This is a genomic window from Edaphobacter sp., from assembly GCF_028283685.1.
Classification (GTDB): domain Bacteria; phylum Acidobacteriota; class Terriglobia; order Terriglobales; family Acidobacteriaceae; genus Edaphobacter.
The window spans coordinates 867,504-884,858 of sequence record NZ_JAPWKF010000007.1 but is presented as its reverse complement, the minus strand read 5'-3'; the positions used below and the strand labels follow the sequence as shown (position 1 = coordinate 884,858).

Here is a 17,355-nt window from a genome sequence, read left to right as displayed (position 1 = left end):
CGACGATGCAGATCTCGACGCCGATTCAATCCGGCAATGCAGCAGAGGGGAAGAGCGGAAAATTTCCGGTATTCCCTGTGGGGCACATGGGATCCTTCCTCCTGGTGACGGTTCTTTTTTTTCTGTGGGGCATGTCGAATAACCTCACAGACATTCTTGTGCAGCAGTTCCGCAAGTCGTTCGAGCTGTCGCAGTTCAGTGCGCAGCTGGTGCAGACGGCAAACTTCTTCGGTTACTTCTGCATGGCGATTCCCGCCGCGCTGGTCATGCGGCGCTGGGGATACAAAGCGGGCATGGTGCTTGGCTTGCTGCTCTTCGGCTCGGGCATGATTCTCTTCTGGCCGGCTGCGGTCAAGGGACAGTATGAGCTCTTTCTGATCGCGCTGTTTACGGTTGGCAGTGGAGCTTCGATCCTGGAGACAGCGGCGAATCCTTTTATCGCTGAGTTCGGCCATCCGATGACCTCGGAGCAGCGGCTCAACTTCTCGCAGGCCTTCAATCCCCCGGGCACGATCGTGGGCGTACTGATAGGGACCTACTTCATCTTCTCCGGCGTCGAACCGGACGCACAGCAGATCGAAGCGATGAAGGTTGCGGGCACATACCATCAGTATCTGCACGGCGAGATCATGCGTGTGGTGCCAACGTACCTTACCTTCGGCGTCGTGGTACTGCTGTTCGCCTTCATCATCTCCCGGATGAAGTTCCCGGTTTTTCAGAACGAGAATGAAGGCCCAGGCAAAGACCATGGGAGCTTTGCCGATCTGCTGCATATCCCATCGATCTGGCTGGCGGTTGCGGCGAATTTCTGTTGCGTGGGCGCTCAGATCTCTTCGTGGAGCAACCTGATTCTCTACATGAAGCAGTACACGATGGTGACGGAGCGAAAGGCGGCGATGTACTTGCTGGCGACGCTTGTGGTGATGTCCATCGGCCGCTTTGTCTCGACGTTCATCATGTCGTATGTACGGCCAAGCATCATGCTGGGCTGCTATGCCACGATGAATACGCTGTTGATGGTGGTAGCGGTGTTGTGGCCGGGGATGATTGGAGCATGGGGCATCGTGGCCAGCGGATTCTTTATGGCGGTGATGTATCCGACCATCTTCGCGTTGGGACTGAAGGGGCTGGGTCCGAACACGAAGCTCGGCGGATCGTTGCTGGTGATGGCGATTGTAGGAGGGGCCGTATTCCCGCCAATCCAGGGTCTCGTGGCGCGGGAGACGGGCAGCAATGCGCTGGGCTACATTTTGCCGGGGCTAGGTTTTATCGGCGTCGCGGTGTATGGGTTCTATCAGTCGACGCAGCGCACGCTGATGTCAGGCCCTGCGTACTGAACGCTGCTGCGGCGACTGATTAAGGAACGAAGCGCAGGTAGACCAGGTAGCAGATCATGCCACCGATAGCGGCGAGGATCAGTCCCGAGGTGCGGCGCTTGTAGACGAAGAAGAGCAGCAGCAGACCGCTGAGCGAGACGAGCGTCAGCAGGATCGCTGATGCGTCGATCAGCATGGACCAGACCTTGCCAGCATCGCGGCCCTTGTGCAGATCGTTGACGACAGCGATGAAGCCATTGCGGACCTCGATGACGTCGTAGCGGTTGGTCTTGCGGTCGATGGCGGCATCGGCCATGTAGCCGGGAGCCTTGAAGGAGACGGTGATCTGGTCGTCATCGACGCGGAAGTCGGAGACGGCTCCGTGCAGCTTGTTGGCGGAGCGAAGATGCTCGACGATCTCGAGCTTGGCAGGGTCGTTCCCCAGCCACTCATGCGGCATCTGACCGGTGATGCGTGTGGTCTTCTCTGTGTTGCCGAACCACTCCGCGTGATTGAGCGTGAGGCCGGTGACTGAGAAGAAGAGCACGATGGCGAAGGAGACCATCGAGAGATAGATATGCAGCCAGCGCGAAACAACCGCCGTCTTTCGGCGCAGATGTGCGCGGAAAGGGACGGGCTGCTTCGCGCCGGCCTTGTGTTTCTGGGCCGCCGGGGCGGGCGGGTTAGTTGTGCTTACCGTAGTCAAAAGATGCGCTCGCGATTTCGGTGTTGCCCTTGTCGTTGAACACGGCGGGGGTCTTGCCGTCCCAGTTGATCTCCTGCTTGATGATCCCGTAGGTTCCGTGCTCGCGGGCGGCTTCGACGTAGACGGTGTACTTACCCGGCTTTACGGGCTTGCCGGCGTTGTCCTTGCCATCCCAGCGCAGCGTGTATTTGCCGGGGGAGCGAGTCGCGGAGGAGACCGTCGTCGAGATGTCCGTTCCCTCGGTGAGATTGCGGATCTGGTCGGCGTGGTACCAGGCCTTCAGATCGGGCAGCCAGCGCGGCTTCTGGAACCAGAGCGCGATGGTGCGAACCGGGTAGTGGTCGCCATCCTCCACCCAGACCGCGACGTAAGGGCGGCGATAGCGGGGATCGTCGAGCCGGGAGAGCTCAACGTTGATCAGCAGGTCGAGCGCGGGAGCTGCCTTCTTTGCCGGAGCGTAGGACGCGGCGGTAAGACGGGGCAGCTCGCGCGCTGACCAGTGCGCGCTGGTGATGGTGGTGCCGTCACGCAGGACCAGCATGTAGTCGACGTTTCTCATCGAGCCTGCAAGGCGGGCACTCTCTTTGGGAGACATGACGGAGAAGGCTGTCGCCAGGGCGCCGGCGGTTGCCGGATCGGCAGCGATGACGGTGGAGGAGATGACGTTCTCAGCGGTTGCGCCGGTGCGGGGATCGACGATGTGCGAGTAGTGCACGCCGTGAATGTCGAAGCCGCGGCGATAGTCGCCGCTGGTGGCGATGGTGCGGTTGGAGAGGCGGACGAGGTCCATGGGTTCGTCGTTCTCGGCCTGTGCGCGGGGATCGGTGATGGCGACGCGCTCGGTGATGGCGCCACGAAGTACGATGTCGCCGCCGATGTTCACCAGTACGCCCGTGGCGCCTGCAGCCAGAGCGGCATCAGCGGCGTGGCCGGAGATGTAGCTCTTGGCGAAGGAGTTCAGCGCGATGGGAGCCTCATCGAGATGGGTTGCGGTGTGGTGCGCCGCATCGAGGCTCCAGTGCGGATGCTGCATCACGCCAACGGCCTTCGTCAGCTCGGCGTCTGTCGGCGTGCGGTTCTCGACGGAGGCGAGCTTCCAGGTGCGAACGGCGGTCTCAGCCGAGGCATCGAGGGCGCCGCCGGTCTGTTCGCGCCAGTGGTCGAAGAGGTTCAGGACGTCGAAGAGCTCAGGCGAGACATGGACAGGCTTGTTCTGCGTGCGGACCCAGCGGGAGAATTCGCTGGTGGAGGACCATGCGCTGAGGATGCGGTTCTCACGGTCGATCTCATGCAGGACCGCGGCTTCGGCTTTCTGCGCCTGGGCATCGTTCGCCGTGCGCAGCTTCAGTTCCATCGAGGTTCCGAGAACGTTCTCGTGATGAAAGACGTGGATGGAAGAGGCTGACTGGGCCGAGGCGGAGCCCAGAGCCACAAACAGACCAAGAGCGGCAGAGATTTTTGCAGTATTCATCGGCATTATGGACGAGGTTCCTGTGCGTTAGGGCCACCCTCGGGGCGGCGTGGCTGCGGAGGATTATTGGTGAAGAAGACCACGAGCTCGTCTTCGGTGAGGAAGCCATCGTGGTTGGAATCCATCGAGTCGAAGCGCTGCTGCATTCCTTCGGGGGCTTCTGCCTTGGTGATCTTGCCGTCCTTATTGGTGTCCCATTCGTCGAGCATGTGCTTGGCGCGATCTGCCGGGGTCATCTCGCGAGGCCGCATCTCTGCGGCTGAGATCACACCGTCGCCATCCTTATCCAGGGCCTTAAGGCTGGTCGGGGCAGCGGCGATCTCGGCGGCGGAGATGACGCCATCGTGGTCGGTATCCAGCGCATTCAGGACTGGATCGCGACGAGTGGCCTCGCCGGTGCGTTCTGCACGGCCGTTGGGGCCGCGCTGTGTCGAGGCAGAGGCTTTGATCTCATCAGGTGTGATCTTGCCGTCGTGATTGGTGTCGAGACGGTCGAACATGCCCTGCATCCGCTCCGGTACCTCGTCCTTGGTCAGGACGCCATCGCCATTCTTATCGAGAACCATCAGGCGCTGCACGGTCTCATCGGGCTTATTCGCATTCGGATCGGACTGGTTGGGCAGATACTCGAGCGAGGTGAGCTGACCATCGTGATTGGCATCGAGGGTAATGAGTCCGGCACTGGCGGCGGCAATCTCTTCCACGGAGAACTGCCCATCTTTATTGGTATCAATAGCGAGAACAACGGGCCGCGGCTGCGGCGGGCCGCCCTGACGCTGGGCGATCGAAAAGGGAGAGAGCAGCAGCAGAGGCAACAGCGAAGCCTTGGTCTTCATAGAGGGGGAATGCCTGTCATAAGTGATTGAGGACAAAAATAGTCCTCAATCACTTATAGGACAAATTTAGTCCTATATCAAGCCGTTTTGCAGGTTCCGCGTGCCATTTGCGGTTAGAAGTGGCGGAGAGTCTCCGAGACGCTTGCGGGTCGCGCGAGCGGATCACCAGCGGCGATCTCCGCGTCGGTGTTCTTTTCAAGGGATCGCGAGACCATATCCCGCGATCCGAGACCGACGGCCAGCGCGAGTGTGAGCACGATCCCTCCAAAGAGGATGCCGAAGGCGAGATCGACGACGGTGCCTCCAATCTCCAGGTGGTCGAGGACCATGGCGGCTGTCAGCACCAGCACCAGCCATTTGACGCCGAGGGAGAGAATGCGCGCATAGGAGAGGCGAGCGTTGACCGCTTCGATAAGCACGGTGCGTGCGAGGAAGCGGGCGATGAGGGTGCCAACCATGAACAGAAGGATGGCGCCGACCGAGTGCGTGAGATAGGGGAAGAGGAAGAACGAGACCTGCGAGTTGCCGGCGTAGGCGGCGTCGAAGGCGGAGATGCCGATCAGGCAGCCGAGAACGACCGAGCCCCAGAAGGCGGCGCGGGTCACCAGCAGAGTAGGGCTATGGGACGGTGCCCATTCCAGCGGAATGATGGAACCCTGCGCCAGGCGCTCGTCGAAGCGAAGCGCGGTCAGCAGCCGTCGCAGGACGGCGGCGAGAAAGATACCGACGACGGTCAGGATTGTCACTGCCAGCACAAGAGCGAGCAGGCCCGGCAAAAAGTTTGCCAGTGTCACCAGCGCTCGATGTGCGGATTGACTAAGTGCGAGTTCAACTTGTTGCCACATGGGCGGGTCTCCTTATCGGTTGGATGCTGGCCTTACTTCTCTTCGGTTAGGGGTTGAAGCGATCCGGCCAGCGCCAGCGGGATACGAGATACGGCTTATCGGTTTCAAATGCCTGTGCGAGTTCTTCGATGTGCTGCTCGGCAGGGATGCCGCTATGCACCAGGGTGAGGTGCGAGGCGACCCAGGCTAAGTAAAGTGGAGCGAGCGCGCCCATCAGGTGATTACGATTGATCGTACGCAGGCGGTAGGCAAGCACGAAGTCATAGACGATGCGTGCCCACAGGCTGTCGGGCATACGGAAGGCTTCCTGCGGCATGACCGACAGCCGCTTGAGGCCGAGAAGGCTGTGCGGTGGCAGCACCAGCGCCCAGATCTCCTGCAGGTTGGAGTAGGCAAGCTTAAAGGACTGCAGTATCGCGGTGATGTCCAGCGGTTCGCTGGCATCCGTCGCCGCCGTAATCGTTCGCTTCGGAACGGTGTGGCGAATGCGCTGCCAGTAGCTGGCTTTGCTATCGATATCGGAGAATAGCGATCCGGCGATCTGGCTCAGCAGCACATTCAGGTCTGGTGTAACCGGCGTCGGCGAGGAGCGGACCGGAATGTCGGTCTCCGCGATGGTAAAGTTGGCGACCGTCGCCTCTGCCACTGGCCAGAGAAGAGCGTCGTCCTGTCCGGCGGCGGTGTAGCGTTGCGCCGTGGTGGCCAGCCGTTCGGCCATGCGTAGCGAGACGCCGAGATCGATGGCGAGAGGAAAACGAGGGCGCGCACAGAAGAGAGAGCGCGACATCGGATAGAAGATAGCCGAGTTCAGCAGGCTTTCGCGTGGTCCGGGATGGTAGTGGGCGACGACGAGGTCGTTGCCGGTGGAGAGCGTGGCGGCAGCGAGCCGTTGCAGCGACTCCGGCTGCATGGTGTGCGAGTCGGCGCCGAGCATCAGGCAGGCCGATGCGTTGTGCTCCTGGGCCAGCTTATAGGTGTTAAAGTAATCGGCTGCAGTCAGAATCCAATTCGCCGACGAGACTGCCGCGGGCGTATAGGGCAGCAGGCGGAGCTTGTCGAAGCTGTGGCCTGCCGAGAGATTGGGAGCCGTATCCGGGATGGCGACCGTCAGCGGGATGCCGGGAAAGGCCAGAGCCAGGTTGGAGAGCGCCGGCTCGATGGTCTCCGGAGAGACGGTCGTGATGTGCACCAGCATACCGGTCTCCGAAGAGGCGGTTACCGGGGCGGTCGTCGTAGCGTTGCTGGGGGTCGTTGCCATCGATATCGAACGTCAATCTTGTGGTCTGATTTTAGGATGCCTGTAACTGGTGCGATGTAAAAGGGCGGATGACTGTTACTGGTAGCTGCGATGATACCTGCGGCTCATGTCTGTGGAGGCTGTAGCTCCAGCCAGAAGAAGGTGTAGGGCGCGAGCGTCAGGGGATACGGCTGATCGGTGATGACGGGAAAAGAGACGTAGCCGAGCATCTCCACCGGAGTCATTCCGGCGAACTCGGCGAGATCGAGAGAGACTGGCTGAGCGAAGCGCGAGAGATTGGCGACGCAGAGGACGGTCTCTGTGCCAGGTCGGGAGACGTCGCGGCGCCAGACCCTCTCCGTCTCTTCGCGGGATGGCGAGTTGGGATCGTAGTGGCGAATGTAGGCCAGCACCTTGCGATTCGTGGGATTGAGAAACTCCAGTGTTCCGCGGCCGAAGACCTGGAAAAGCTTGCGCAGCGCGATCATGTTCCGCGTCCAATGCAGCAAGGAGGACTGATCGGCCAGCTGCGACTCGACATTGACCGCCTGGTAACCCCACACAGGGTCCATCACCACAGGGAAACTGAGCTTCGCCGGATTCGCGGTGGAAAATCCGGCGTTACGGTCGGAGTTCCACTGCATGGGAGTGCGGACGGCGTTGCGGTCGCCGAGATAGATGTTGTCGCCCATGCCGATCTCGTCCCCGTAGTAGAGAATCGGCGTGCCTGGGAAGCTGAGAAGCAGCGAGTTCAGCAACTGGATGCGCTGCCGGTTGTTGTCCATCAGCGGCGCCAGGCGGCGGCGAATACCGGAGTTGACGCGCATCCGTGGATCGGCCGAGTAAGCGAAGTACATGTAGTCGCGTTCGTCGGAGGTGACCATCTCCAGCGTGAGTTCGTCGTGGTTACGCAGGAACAGCCCCCACTGACAGGTGTCTGGAATCGCAGGAGTCTGCGCAATGATGTCGGTGATGGGTAGACGATCTTCCTGTCGCAGCGCCATATAAATTCGTGGCATCAGCGGGAAGTGGAAGGCCATGTGGCACTCGTCCCCGTCGCCGAAGTAGGGGCGGACCTCGGCGGGCCATTGGTTGGCCTCGGCGAGCGTAAAGCGATTGGTGTACTCGTCGTCGATTGCTGCACGCAGACGGCGAATGATGGCGTGGGTTTCGGGGAGCGACTCGCAGGTTGTGCCGTCGCGCTCGCAGAGGTAAGGAATCGCATCGAGCCGCAAGCCGTCGACGCCCATATCGAGCCAGAAGCGCATCGCCTTCAGCACTTCGTCCATGACGGCCGGGTTGTCGAAGTTCAGATCCGGCTGGTGCGAAAAGAAGCGATGCCAGTAGTAGGCTTTGGCGGTCTCATCCCACGTCCAGTTCGACTTCTCGGTGTCGGAGAAGATGATGGGCACGCCCTTGTAGATCTGGTCGTTGTGGGACCAGACATAGAAGTCGCGTTCGGGCGAGCCTTCAGGAGCATGTCGAGCGGCCTGAAACCATGGATGCTGGTCCGAGGTGTGATTGATCACCAGCTCGATGAGGACCTGCATGTTGCGCTGGTGCGCGGCGATGAGAAAGCGTTTGAAATCTTCGATGTCGCCGTAACTGGGATTAACGCTGGTGTAGTCGGCGATGTCGTAGCCGTCATCGCGAAGCGGTGATGGAAAGAAGGGAAGCAGCCAGAGGCAGGTGACGCCGAGTTCCTGAAGATAGTCAAGCCGCGAGATCAGGCCGGGAAAGTCGCCGATGCCGTCACCATTGGAGTCCTGGAAGGTGCGGACGTGCAACTCGTAGATAACGGCGTCTTTGTACCAAAGTGGATCGGTTGCGCTTCCGGCTTTCTTCACAATTGTCTTTGCTCTCCTTAGAGACAGATGCAGAGGGTGGCTGACCGGTTGTAGCGCGCTCATTTGAAAGGCGATAGCGGGGAGGGACAACCTCTATCGTGGGAGCGGGACTCTAACAGATCTAACGAATAGAGTTATAGCGATGAATGTGTGCGTTCCAAACGCCCTCGAACGAATTTAAGACTGGACTGCTTGCATGCTGCGTGTACCGATTTCGACTTACAGACTACAGCTTCATAAAGATTTCAGCTTCGACTCTGCTTCTGGCATTGTGGATTATCTGCGCGCCCTGGGTGTCTCACACGTCTACTGCTCGCCGTATCTGCAGGCGGCCCCGGGAAGTCTTCACGGATACGATGTGGTGTCGCATCAACAGGTAAATGAAGAGCTTGGAGGACAGGAAGGCCACGATCGGTTTTCGGCCCGGCTCAATGAACTGGGAATGGGACAGGTGCTGGATATCGTTCCCAATCACATGTCTCTGGGCAAAGAGAACCGTTATTGGTGGGATGTCCTCGAGAATGGCGCATCGAGCCGCTATGCCTCGTTTTTCGATATCGATTGGCAGCCTGCAGAGGAGCGTCTGCGCGATAAGATCCTGGTGCCTGTGCTGGATGGCCAGTACGGCCAGGTTCTGCATCGTGGCGGCATCCGCGTAGTTCGCGCCAAGAACAAGTTTCATGTCGAGGCGGCATATCAGACGTTTCCCGCTGCCCCCCAGACGCTGGCCATCATCCTTGGCCGCGCGGCTGAAATCGCCCGTTCGAAGACACTGAGCTTTATCGCTGTTTCGTTTGGCAGGCTGCCCTCGCCGAACTATGAGGATCGTCGTAAGGTGCTGGCGGTGCACAACGACAAGATCGTTCTGTACACGATGCTGGAGCGGCTATGTGACGAGGAGCAGGGCGTCTGCGATGGCATCGAGCGCTCCATCGAGGAACTCAACGGCAATGAAGATGCGCTGGATGACTTCCTTAATCAGCAGAACTACCGGCTGGCGTACTGGAAGACATCAGGACAACAGCTGGGATACCGGCGTTTCTTCGACGTGAACTCGCTGGTAGGCCTTCGCGTGGAGAGGGAGCATGTCTTTGAGGAGACGCATGCGCTGGTGCTGGACTGGTTGAAGCGGGGAGTGCTGGATGGCGTGCGTGTCGATCATCCCGATGGCCTGCGTGATCCGCTCGAGTATCTGCAGCGTCTACGGGATCGCGCACCCGAGGCATGGATCATCGGCGAAAAGATCCTTGAGCCGGGAGAGTATCTGCGCGAGAACTGGCCGATTCAGGGAACGACGGGATATGACTTCATGCAGATCTCCGGGGGGGTGCTGGTCTCTCCGCAGGGGTTGCAGGAACTGACGTCGGTGTACCAGGGCTTTATCGGTAAGGAGATGGCCGCCCAGCTGGCGGACTACTCTGCGATGGCGCACGACAAGAAGATCAATGTCTCGCAGGAGGCGCTGGGTAGCGACGTGAATCGACTCACGACGATGTTTGTCGAGATCTGCGAGTCGAACCGCGATCGCCGCGACTACACCCAGACGGAGATTCGTCGCGCGATTCGTGAACTGGCCGCGTGTCTCGATATCTATCGCACCTACATCGTGCCGGTGCGCAACGAGATCACCGATGAAGATCGTGCGCACATCGCGCAGGCGACGTCCTGCGCCAAGTCGCGGCGGCAGGACATCGATGGCGATCTCTTCGACTTTCTGCGTGATGTTCTGACGATGGTTGTCACGGGACGGCGCGAGAGCGAGTTTGTTCTGCGCTTCCAGCAGTTCACCGGTCCGGTGATGGCGAAGGGTGTCGAGGATACGGCGTACTACTGCTACAACCGTCTGTCGGGCATGAATGAGGTTGGCGGTAATCCCGGGGGCAATGGTGTTTCTCTTGCAGAGTTTCACGCCTACAACGAAAAGATGCAGACAACGCATCCGCTGACGATGACGGCGCTCGCCACGCACGATACCAAGCGCAGCGGCGATGTTCGCGCGCGGCTGGCAGCCCTCTCTGAGATTCCATCGCGCTTCGGTGCTGCGATTCAACGCTGGTCGAGGATGAATAACGGCTTCCGCAGGCGCTCGGTGACGGGCTCCATGCCGGATGCCAACACCGAGTATCTCTACTACCAGACGCTGATCGGCGCATGGCCGCTGACGGTGGAGCGCGTGCAGGCCTACATGATGAAGGCTGTGCGCGAAGCCAAGCTGCAGACGACGTGGGTTGCGAACAACCGCGAGTTTGAAGATTCGCTGATGGAGTTCATCGCGCGAACCATGGAACATGCTCCGTTCATGAAAGATGTGGAGCAATTCGTGGAGCGCATAAAGGATGCCGGCCGCGTCAATTCGCTGGCACAGACGTTGATGAAGCATACGGCTCCGGGGATTCCTGATCTCTACCAGGGCACAGAGCTATGGGATTTGAGCCTTGTCGACCCGGACAATCGCAGGCCGGTGGACTATGAGATGAGGCGCCGGATTCTGAGCGATATGAAGGACATGATGGGAGAGAACGTGGCAACGCGCGTGATGGAACGCATGGACGATGGCATGCCGAAGATGTGGCTGATTCACAAGGCGCTGATGCTGCGCCGCGAACATCCGGAATGGTTCGGAGCGGAAGGGAACTACGCACCGCTGGCTGTCAACGGAGCGAAGTCTGATCATGTGATCGCCTACTCGCGCAGCAGCAATGTGGTGACGGTTGTCCCCCGGTTAACGCTCAAGGTGATGGATTCATGGAGGGATACAACCGTCATGCTGCCAGAAGGGACGTGGACCAATCGCTTGACTGGTGCTGCAATGCACGGCGGTCCTGTGTTGATGCGTACCCTCGTGCGCGAGTTTCCGGTTGCCCTGCTGGTAAGGGAGGGTGCTTCGAATGCATGAGTTTCGCGTATGGGCGCCAAAGGTTGAGCGGGTTGCGGTAAAGAGCGGCGATGAGACGCATCCCATGTCGAAGGTGGGAGAGCGTGGATGGTGGCGTGCCGTGGTGGAGAGCGCTGGCCATGGAACGGACTATGGCTTTCTGCTTGACGATGATTCCAAGGTCTATCCCGATCCTCGAGCGCTGTGGATGCCACACGGTGTTCATGGTGCTTCGCGCGTCTACGATGCGACGAGCTTTGACTGGACAGATCAGCGCTGGAATGCGCCGCCGCTTTCAAGCGGCGTGATCTACGAGCTGCACATCGGCACCTTCACGCCGGGGGGCACCTTCGACAGCGCCATCAGTAAGCTGAAGTACCTTGCCGACCTGGGCGTAACCCACGTCGAGCTGATGCCGGTGGCGGAGTTCCCGGGAGATTTCGGTTGGGGATACGACGGTGTTGCCTTGTTTGCGACTCGACATCAGTACGGAGGCCCCGATGGGCTGAAGCGTTTCGTCGATGCCTGTCATGCGAACGGTCTGGCGGTGCTGCTGGATGTGGTCTATAACCACTTTGGTCCGGTCGGAAACTACACCGGCCGCTTCGGTCCGTACATGACGGATCGTCACAGGACGCCGTGGGGTGATGCGGTCAACCTCGAGTTCGAAGACAGCGACCAGGTGCGCCGCTTCTTCTGCGATAACGCCCTGATGTGGATGGATGAGTTTCACATCGATGGACTGCGCCTGGATGCGGTGCATGAGTACGTCGATCGTTCCGGCATCAACTTCATGGAGCAGCTGGCCACGGAGGTGGAGCATCTATCCGCCGCGCTGGGCCGCTGCCTGGTGCTGATCGCCGAGAGCGACCTCAACGATCCTCGTATCGTGCGTCCGCGAGAGGGCCAGGGCTATGGCATGGATGCGCAGTGGAGCGATGACTTCCACCATGCTCTGTTCGCGGTTCTGCACGAGGACGAGCAGGGCAAGGGCTACTATGCTGACTTCGGTTCCATGCGGCAGCTCGCAAAGTCGCTGACGGAGGTCTTCGTCTACGACGGAATCTACTCACCCTACCGCCGCAAGATCCACGGTAAGCCGGTGGAGCAACTCTCGATGCATCGCTTCGTGGGCTGCATTCAGAACCACGACCAGATTGGCAATCGCGCGACGGGAGATCGTCTGGAGCACATCGTCGGGCTGGAGCGGGCAAAGGCTGCGCTGGGACTGGTTCTCACGGCGCCATTCGTCCCTATGCTATTCCAGGGGGAGGAGTTCGCTACTTCGGCTCCCTTCCAGTATTTCGCTCATCACGAAGAAGAAGAGATGGCGAGGGCCGTCTCCGAAGGACGGAAGCGCGAGTTTGCCGCCTTTGGCTGGGCGCCTGAGTCGATTCCCGATCCGGAGAGTCAGGAGACCTTCCTGCGATCCAAGCTTCCCTGGCAGGAGGTAACGGAAGGGGTTCATGCGGAGATGCTGGCCTGGTGCCGCAAGCTGATTGCTCTGCGTCGCCACTCGCCCTCGCTGAATGAGGGCATGCTGGGTCACGTGCACGTGGACTACAGTGACGAGGGAAAGTGGCTGGTGATGAACCGCGAGGACATGCGCGTTGTGCTGAATCTGGGCGATCAACCGCTTGAATTGCCGTTCAGTGGCTACCATCTGGAGCTTGCCTCGGGGACCGGTGTCACGGTCTCGGACGGCTTGCTGCAGGTCCCTCCTTCCCGGCTGGCGATTCTCTGTGCCGATGCCTAGAAAGACACGTGTCGCCTGCCTGGAGATCAAATAAACTAATCAGACGCCAACGGAAACTTTTAGCCTATTGAGCCGTCTGTTCTCGTAACGGACTCTGATGCAACGAATGCTGGCCATTCTGCATCCGTTGACCGATCTCCAGGGATTCACGTACGTAGCAAGAGGATTGCATGATGTGCAGGGGACTGACCTTTCGCGCGGCGATGCTTGCCGCTGTTTTCCTACCGGTGACCGGTGTAAGTCATCTATACGCCGCAGCGGCGGCACAGGCGCCGGCAGCTCCAGCAGGGCGCCAGCTGGGAACGATCAAGGCAATCGCCGGCAGCAACCTGACGCTGGCGACCGATGGCGGAGCCCAGGTATCAGTCACGGTGGTTGATGGCGCGCGGATCGTTCAGCTGGCACCCGGCAGCACGGACCTCAAGACTGCTCAGCCGATTACTCTCGGGGATGTCTCGGTGGGCGATCGCGTGCTGATGACGGGCAAGAGCGGCGATGACGGATCGTTCGCCGCGGCTCGCGTCATCGTAATGAAGTCGGGGGCGATTGCCGAGAAGAAATGAAGCGGACAAAGCCGACTGGCAGCACAGGGGCGCGGGCGGCATCGTGTCTGCCGTCAGCGGTACGACGGTGACGATCTCTTCCGGTGCGAAGAAGATTGCGGTCGATACGAACGGCACGACGAAGTTTCGTCGCTATGGCGCCGACTCGGTGAAGTTCGAAGATACAAAGCCGGGCACGCTGGACCAGATCCAGGCTGGCGACCAGCTTCGGGTGCGCGGCACCAAGTCCGAGGACGGCATGACGATTACTGCCGAAGAGATCGTGAGCGGCTCGTTCAAGAACCTGGCCGGCACACTGACTTCGGTCAATGCGTCAGCTGGCACGGTCACGCTGAAGGATCTCGCCACCAAGAAGACAGTGACGGTTGCTGTTACGTCGAACTCCGATCTGCGGCGGCTTCCCCCTGAGATGGCAACCCGGCTGGTTGCTCGCTCGCGTGGCGCAGCCGCTGGTGGCGCCGGCAACGGTGGCGCTCCGGCAGGCGGCGCAGCCCAACCTCATGCCCCTGCAGGCACGCCCAGTCAGCAGCCTGGCAACGCTGGCGGGACCGGTCGTGCAGCCGGGGGAGACCTGTCGCAGATGCTTGCTCATCTGCCGACCGAAACGGTGGCCGATCTCAAAGCCGGCGAGGCTGTGATGATCGTCGCTTCAAACACCGGAGACTCTGCATTGACAGCTGTAACGTTGTTGACGGGTGTCGAGCCGATCCTGGCGGCATCGCCGAGCGGGTCTCCAGAGATGACGCTTGCGCCCTGGAATATGGGTGGTGGTGGAGCTGAAGCAGGCGGTCCGCAGTAGATCGCGCTCCACGATGAAATCGATTTGTCCTCATTGAAAGAGAGGTAAGAATTTGCGTACCACGCTGAATATATTTGTGTGTTTTTTGATGGCCTTGACGACTCTGGTAACGAAGGCACAGGCGCCTGCGGGCGTTGCTGTCCATGGAGTTGTGACGGACCCCGATGAGGCAGTCATTCCGGGCGCCACGATCACCATGACTCCTGCGAAGGGCAAGGCGATCGTCGGGACCTCGGGAAATGATGGTTCGTACCAGCTGAATGGTGTTTCCCCCGGCACATACTCGCTGACCGTCACGATGAACGGCTTCGCTACGTTCGTGCGTCAAGGGGTTCGTGTCGCAGCGCCGATGGCGTTGGACGTCAAGATGGCTCTGCAGACGGAGTCGCAGCAGATTCAGGTCACTGCAGAGAACGCCCAGGTGAGCGTCGATTCGGATAGCAATGCAAGCTCGACCGTCATCAAGGGCAAGGATCTCGAGGCACTCTCGGACGACCCCGATGAACTTTCTTCGGAGCTGTCCGCTCTTGCAGGCCCGGCAGCAGGCCCGAGCGGCGGCCAGATCTATGTCGACGGCTTTACAGGTGGCCAGCTGCCCCCGAAGTCGTCCATCCGCGAGATCCGCATCAATCAGAATCCATTCTCGGCGCAGTACGACAAGCTGGGCTATGGTCGTGTCGAAGTCTTCACCAAGCCCGGCACCGACAAGTTTCATGGCAACTTCAGCATCCAGGGTGGTGACAAGTCGTTCAACACCTCGAACCCGTTCCTTGGATCGGCGAACTCGCAGCCGGACTACCACACGATCTTCATGATCGGCAGCATCAGCGGTCCGCTGACGCATAGCTCCTCGTTCACTGTTGGCGGTTCTCACCGCAACATCGAGAACAACAGCATTGTGAACCCGAGCGGTTATTACGCCACCTCGGCGAATGCGACAACCCCTTGCCCTCCCGGCCAGATCACCGGTTGCAGTTACTTCGCCTCGTACCCGGAGTCTGCCCGTGCGGTGCCGAATCCGCAGACACGCAGCGATATCTCGCCGCGTGTGGACTTCGCCCTCGGCGACAAGAACACGCTGACGGTCCGTTATCAGTACAACGTCAACGGCATCCAGAACTCGGGCATCGGCAACACGGCGCTTCCGTCGGCAGGCTACAACACCAACACGACGGAGAACACGGTCCAGATCAGCGATACGCAGATCTTCAGCGCCCGTGTAATCAACGAGACGCGCTTCGAATATCAGCGGGATAACTCCTCGCAGGATCCGCTCAGCACGGACCCGACCTTGTCTGTTCAGGGCATCATGACAGCCGGCGGCGCGAGCACAGGAACGCAACGCAGTACCAGCTCGCACATCGAGATTCAGAACTATACCTCGATCGCGCTGGAGAAGCACTTCATGCGTCTGGGCGGCCGTTTCCGCACCACGGGAGAGGATCTGACCTCAACCTCCGGGCAGAACGGAACCTTCACCTACTCCTACCTGCTGGACCCCTGCACCGACCCGAACCAGACGACAAAGCCCAGCGGCTGCGCGGGTATAACCCAGACATGCCAGGCTACCGCCATCTCCTCCTACCAGTGCGGCACGCCCGGACAGTACTCGGTTACGGCGATCAACCAGGCGACGGTGCATGGCCGCCTGAACGATGTGGGGCTGTATGCCGAGGATGACTGGAAGGCGAAGAAGAACCTGACCCTCAGCTTCGGTCTTCGTTATGAAGCGCAAAACGTCATCAACAGTAATCACGATTTTGCTCCGCGCGTGTCCTTTGCCTGGGGCATTCCGCGCGGCAAGGGCAAATCGCCGGTCACAGTCATTCGTGGCGGCTACGGTCTCTTTTATGACCGCTTCACACTGGACAACTATCTGACGACGCAGCAGTTGAACGGTACCGCGCAGGTAAAGCAGACCTTCATCAATCCTGGTGTGACCTGCACGCCGGCCGATCCTGCGGGATGCGGCGGCAGCACAACGAGTCGTGGCACGATCTACTCGCTGGGCAATGGAATCCGCAGTTCGTACACCATGCAGTCGGCGATCGGAATGGATCAGCAGATCGGCCGTATTGGCACGATCTCCGTGAACTACCTCAACGCGCGTGGAAATCACGAGTATCTGACGCGCAACTACTACGACCCCACAGTCGCAAATCAGGCCGCGCCGACCACGCCGTATAACTACCAGTTCCAGTCCGGTGGCGTCTTCCGTCAGAACCAGCTCCTGTTCAACGGCAATGCCCGGCTACGCTCCGTCAATCTCTTTGGCTTCTATGCTCTCAGCTGGGCCAATGCGAATACGACGGGTGCGACCTTCTTCCCGACCAGCAATAGCAACACGAAGGCTGATTACGGTCCTGCAAGCTTCGCCAAGCGTCAGTTCGGCGTCTTTGGCGGCAGTCTGAACTTCCGCTACGGCATTACGGCCAGCCCGTTCATGATTGCTCAATCGGGCACACCGTATAACCTCACCAGCGGCCTCGATCCGAACGGATCGTCGATCTACAACGACCGTCCGTACTTCATGAACAACGCCAGTGGCAACTGCCGGGATGCTGCTTCCTTCAGTGAGACCAATACGGGCAGCCTCACCCGCGTTCCTTACGACTACTGCACGGGGCCGGCAAACGTATCGATCAACCTCCGCGTGGCGAAGGTCTTCGGCTTCGGAGCCAGGACCGGTGCAGCCGCGCAGGGCGGAAACAGCGGCGGTGGCCAGGGTGGTCCCGGCGGAGGTCGTCACGGTGGTGGCGGTGGCGGCGGTCGTGGCCCCGGCGGCGGCGGTCCGATGGGAATGGGCGGCGCCAACTCCGGTCACAAGTACAGCTTTACGATCGGAGCCCAGGCGTTCAACCTGTTCAACATGGTGCCGTATGGAACGCCGACCAGCAGCTTGAGTTCTCCGCGGTTCGGTCAGTTCACGACGCTGGCAAGCGGACCGTTCAGCTCATCGACGGCGGTTCGCCGAATCATGCTGCAGGCCTCGTTCAACTTCTAACCCGGTCATCAAACAAAACGCTGGGTCCGCCATCATAGATTGGCGGGCCCAGCGTTTTTGTGTCTCAGGAAGCGCCGTACGTGACACGGGGCACGAGACG

Annotated in this window: 11 protein-coding genes and 1 pseudogene; 6 read left to right on the top strand and 6 right to left on the bottom strand. The window is 60.1% G+C overall.

The window, feature by feature from the left end; all coding sequences use genetic code 11:
• The first annotated feature begins 5 nt into the window (after nt 1-5).
• Entirely contained in the window at nt 6-1,337 is a 1,332-nt protein-coding gene (fucP, locus tag PW789_RS14525) for an L-fucose:H+ symporter permease (RefSeq protein ID WP_299377609.1), read from the top strand.
• A 19-nt stretch (nt 1,338-1,356) separates the two neighbouring features.
• On the opposite strand, the gene PW789_RS14520 is transcribed toward fucP, so the two are convergent.
• From PW789_RS14520 to treS, 6 genes and pseudogenes are all read right to left on the bottom strand, one after another.
• Complete coding sequence (locus tag PW789_RS14520) at nt 1,357-2,022, bottom strand: PepSY-associated TM helix domain-containing protein (protein ID WP_299377607.1); 666 nt, start codon at nt 2,020-2,022, stop codon at nt 1,357-1,359.
• Nucleotides 2,000-3,493, bottom strand: coding sequence for a DUF2271 domain-containing protein (locus tag PW789_RS14515; RefSeq protein WP_299377605.1), 1,494 nt, complete (start codon nt 3,491-3,493; stop codon nt 2,000-2,002). Before PW789_RS14515 ends, PW789_RS14520 begins: the two co-directional genes overlap by 23 nt.
• Nucleotides 3,494-3,498: 5 nt before the next feature.
• Nucleotides 3,499-4,329, bottom strand: a complete 831-nt coding sequence (locus PW789_RS14510; protein ID WP_299377603.1) for an EF-hand domain-containing protein — start codon at nt 4,327-4,329, stop codon at nt 3,499-3,501.
• 113 nt (nt 4,330-4,442) lie between these two features.
• Nucleotides 4,443-5,174 carry a hypothetical protein gene (locus tag PW789_RS14505; protein WP_299377602.1) on the bottom strand — a complete coding sequence of 244 codons (732 nt, stop codon included), beginning with the start codon at nt 5,172-5,174 and terminating at the stop codon, nt 4,443-4,445.
• A 46-nt stretch (nt 5,175-5,220) separates the two neighbouring features.
• Nucleotides 5,221-6,432: a hypothetical protein gene (locus PW789_RS14500; protein ID WP_299377600.1), complete on the bottom strand. Its 1,212-nt coding sequence runs from the start codon at nt 6,430-6,432 to the stop codon at nt 5,221-5,223.
• A 119-nt stretch (nt 6,433-6,551) separates the two neighbouring features.
• Nucleotides 6,552-8,258 (bottom strand): annotated as a pseudogene (gene treS / locus PW789_RS14495) (maltose alpha-D-glucosyltransferase); the annotation flags it as partial.
• Nucleotides 8,259-8,454: 196 nt separating this feature from the next.
• On the opposite strand from treS, the gene treY reads away from it, so the two are divergent.
• The 5 genes from treY (at nt 8,455) to PW789_RS14470 (ending at nt 17,255) form a co-directional block, all read left to right on the top strand.
• A complete protein-coding gene (treY, locus tag PW789_RS14490; RefSeq protein ID WP_299377598.1) occupies nt 8,455-11,154 on the top strand; it encodes a malto-oligosyltrehalose synthase in 2,700 nt (899 codons plus the stop codon).
• Nucleotides 11,147-12,889, top strand: a complete 1,743-nt coding sequence (gene treZ, locus PW789_RS14485; protein WP_299377596.1) for a malto-oligosyltrehalose trehalohydrolase — start codon at nt 11,147-11,149, stop codon at nt 12,887-12,889. Before treY ends, treZ begins: the two co-directional genes overlap by 8 nt.
• A 170-nt stretch (nt 12,890-13,059) precedes the next feature.
• Nucleotides 13,060-13,452: a hypothetical protein gene (locus PW789_RS14480; RefSeq protein ID WP_299377594.1), complete on the top strand. Its 393-nt coding sequence runs from the start codon at nt 13,060-13,062 to the stop codon at nt 13,450-13,452.
• Nucleotides 13,436-14,251, top strand: a complete 816-nt coding sequence (locus PW789_RS14475) for a DUF5666 domain-containing protein (protein WP_299377593.1) — start codon at nt 13,436-13,438, stop codon at nt 14,249-14,251. Before PW789_RS14480 ends, PW789_RS14475 begins: the two co-directional genes overlap by 17 nt.
• Nucleotides 14,252-14,339: 88 nt before the next feature.
• Nucleotides 14,340-17,255: a TonB-dependent receptor gene (locus PW789_RS14470; RefSeq protein WP_299377592.1), complete on the top strand. Its 2,916-nt coding sequence runs from the start codon at nt 14,340-14,342 to the stop codon at nt 17,253-17,255.
• Nucleotides 17,256-17,355: the final 100 nt, after the last annotated feature.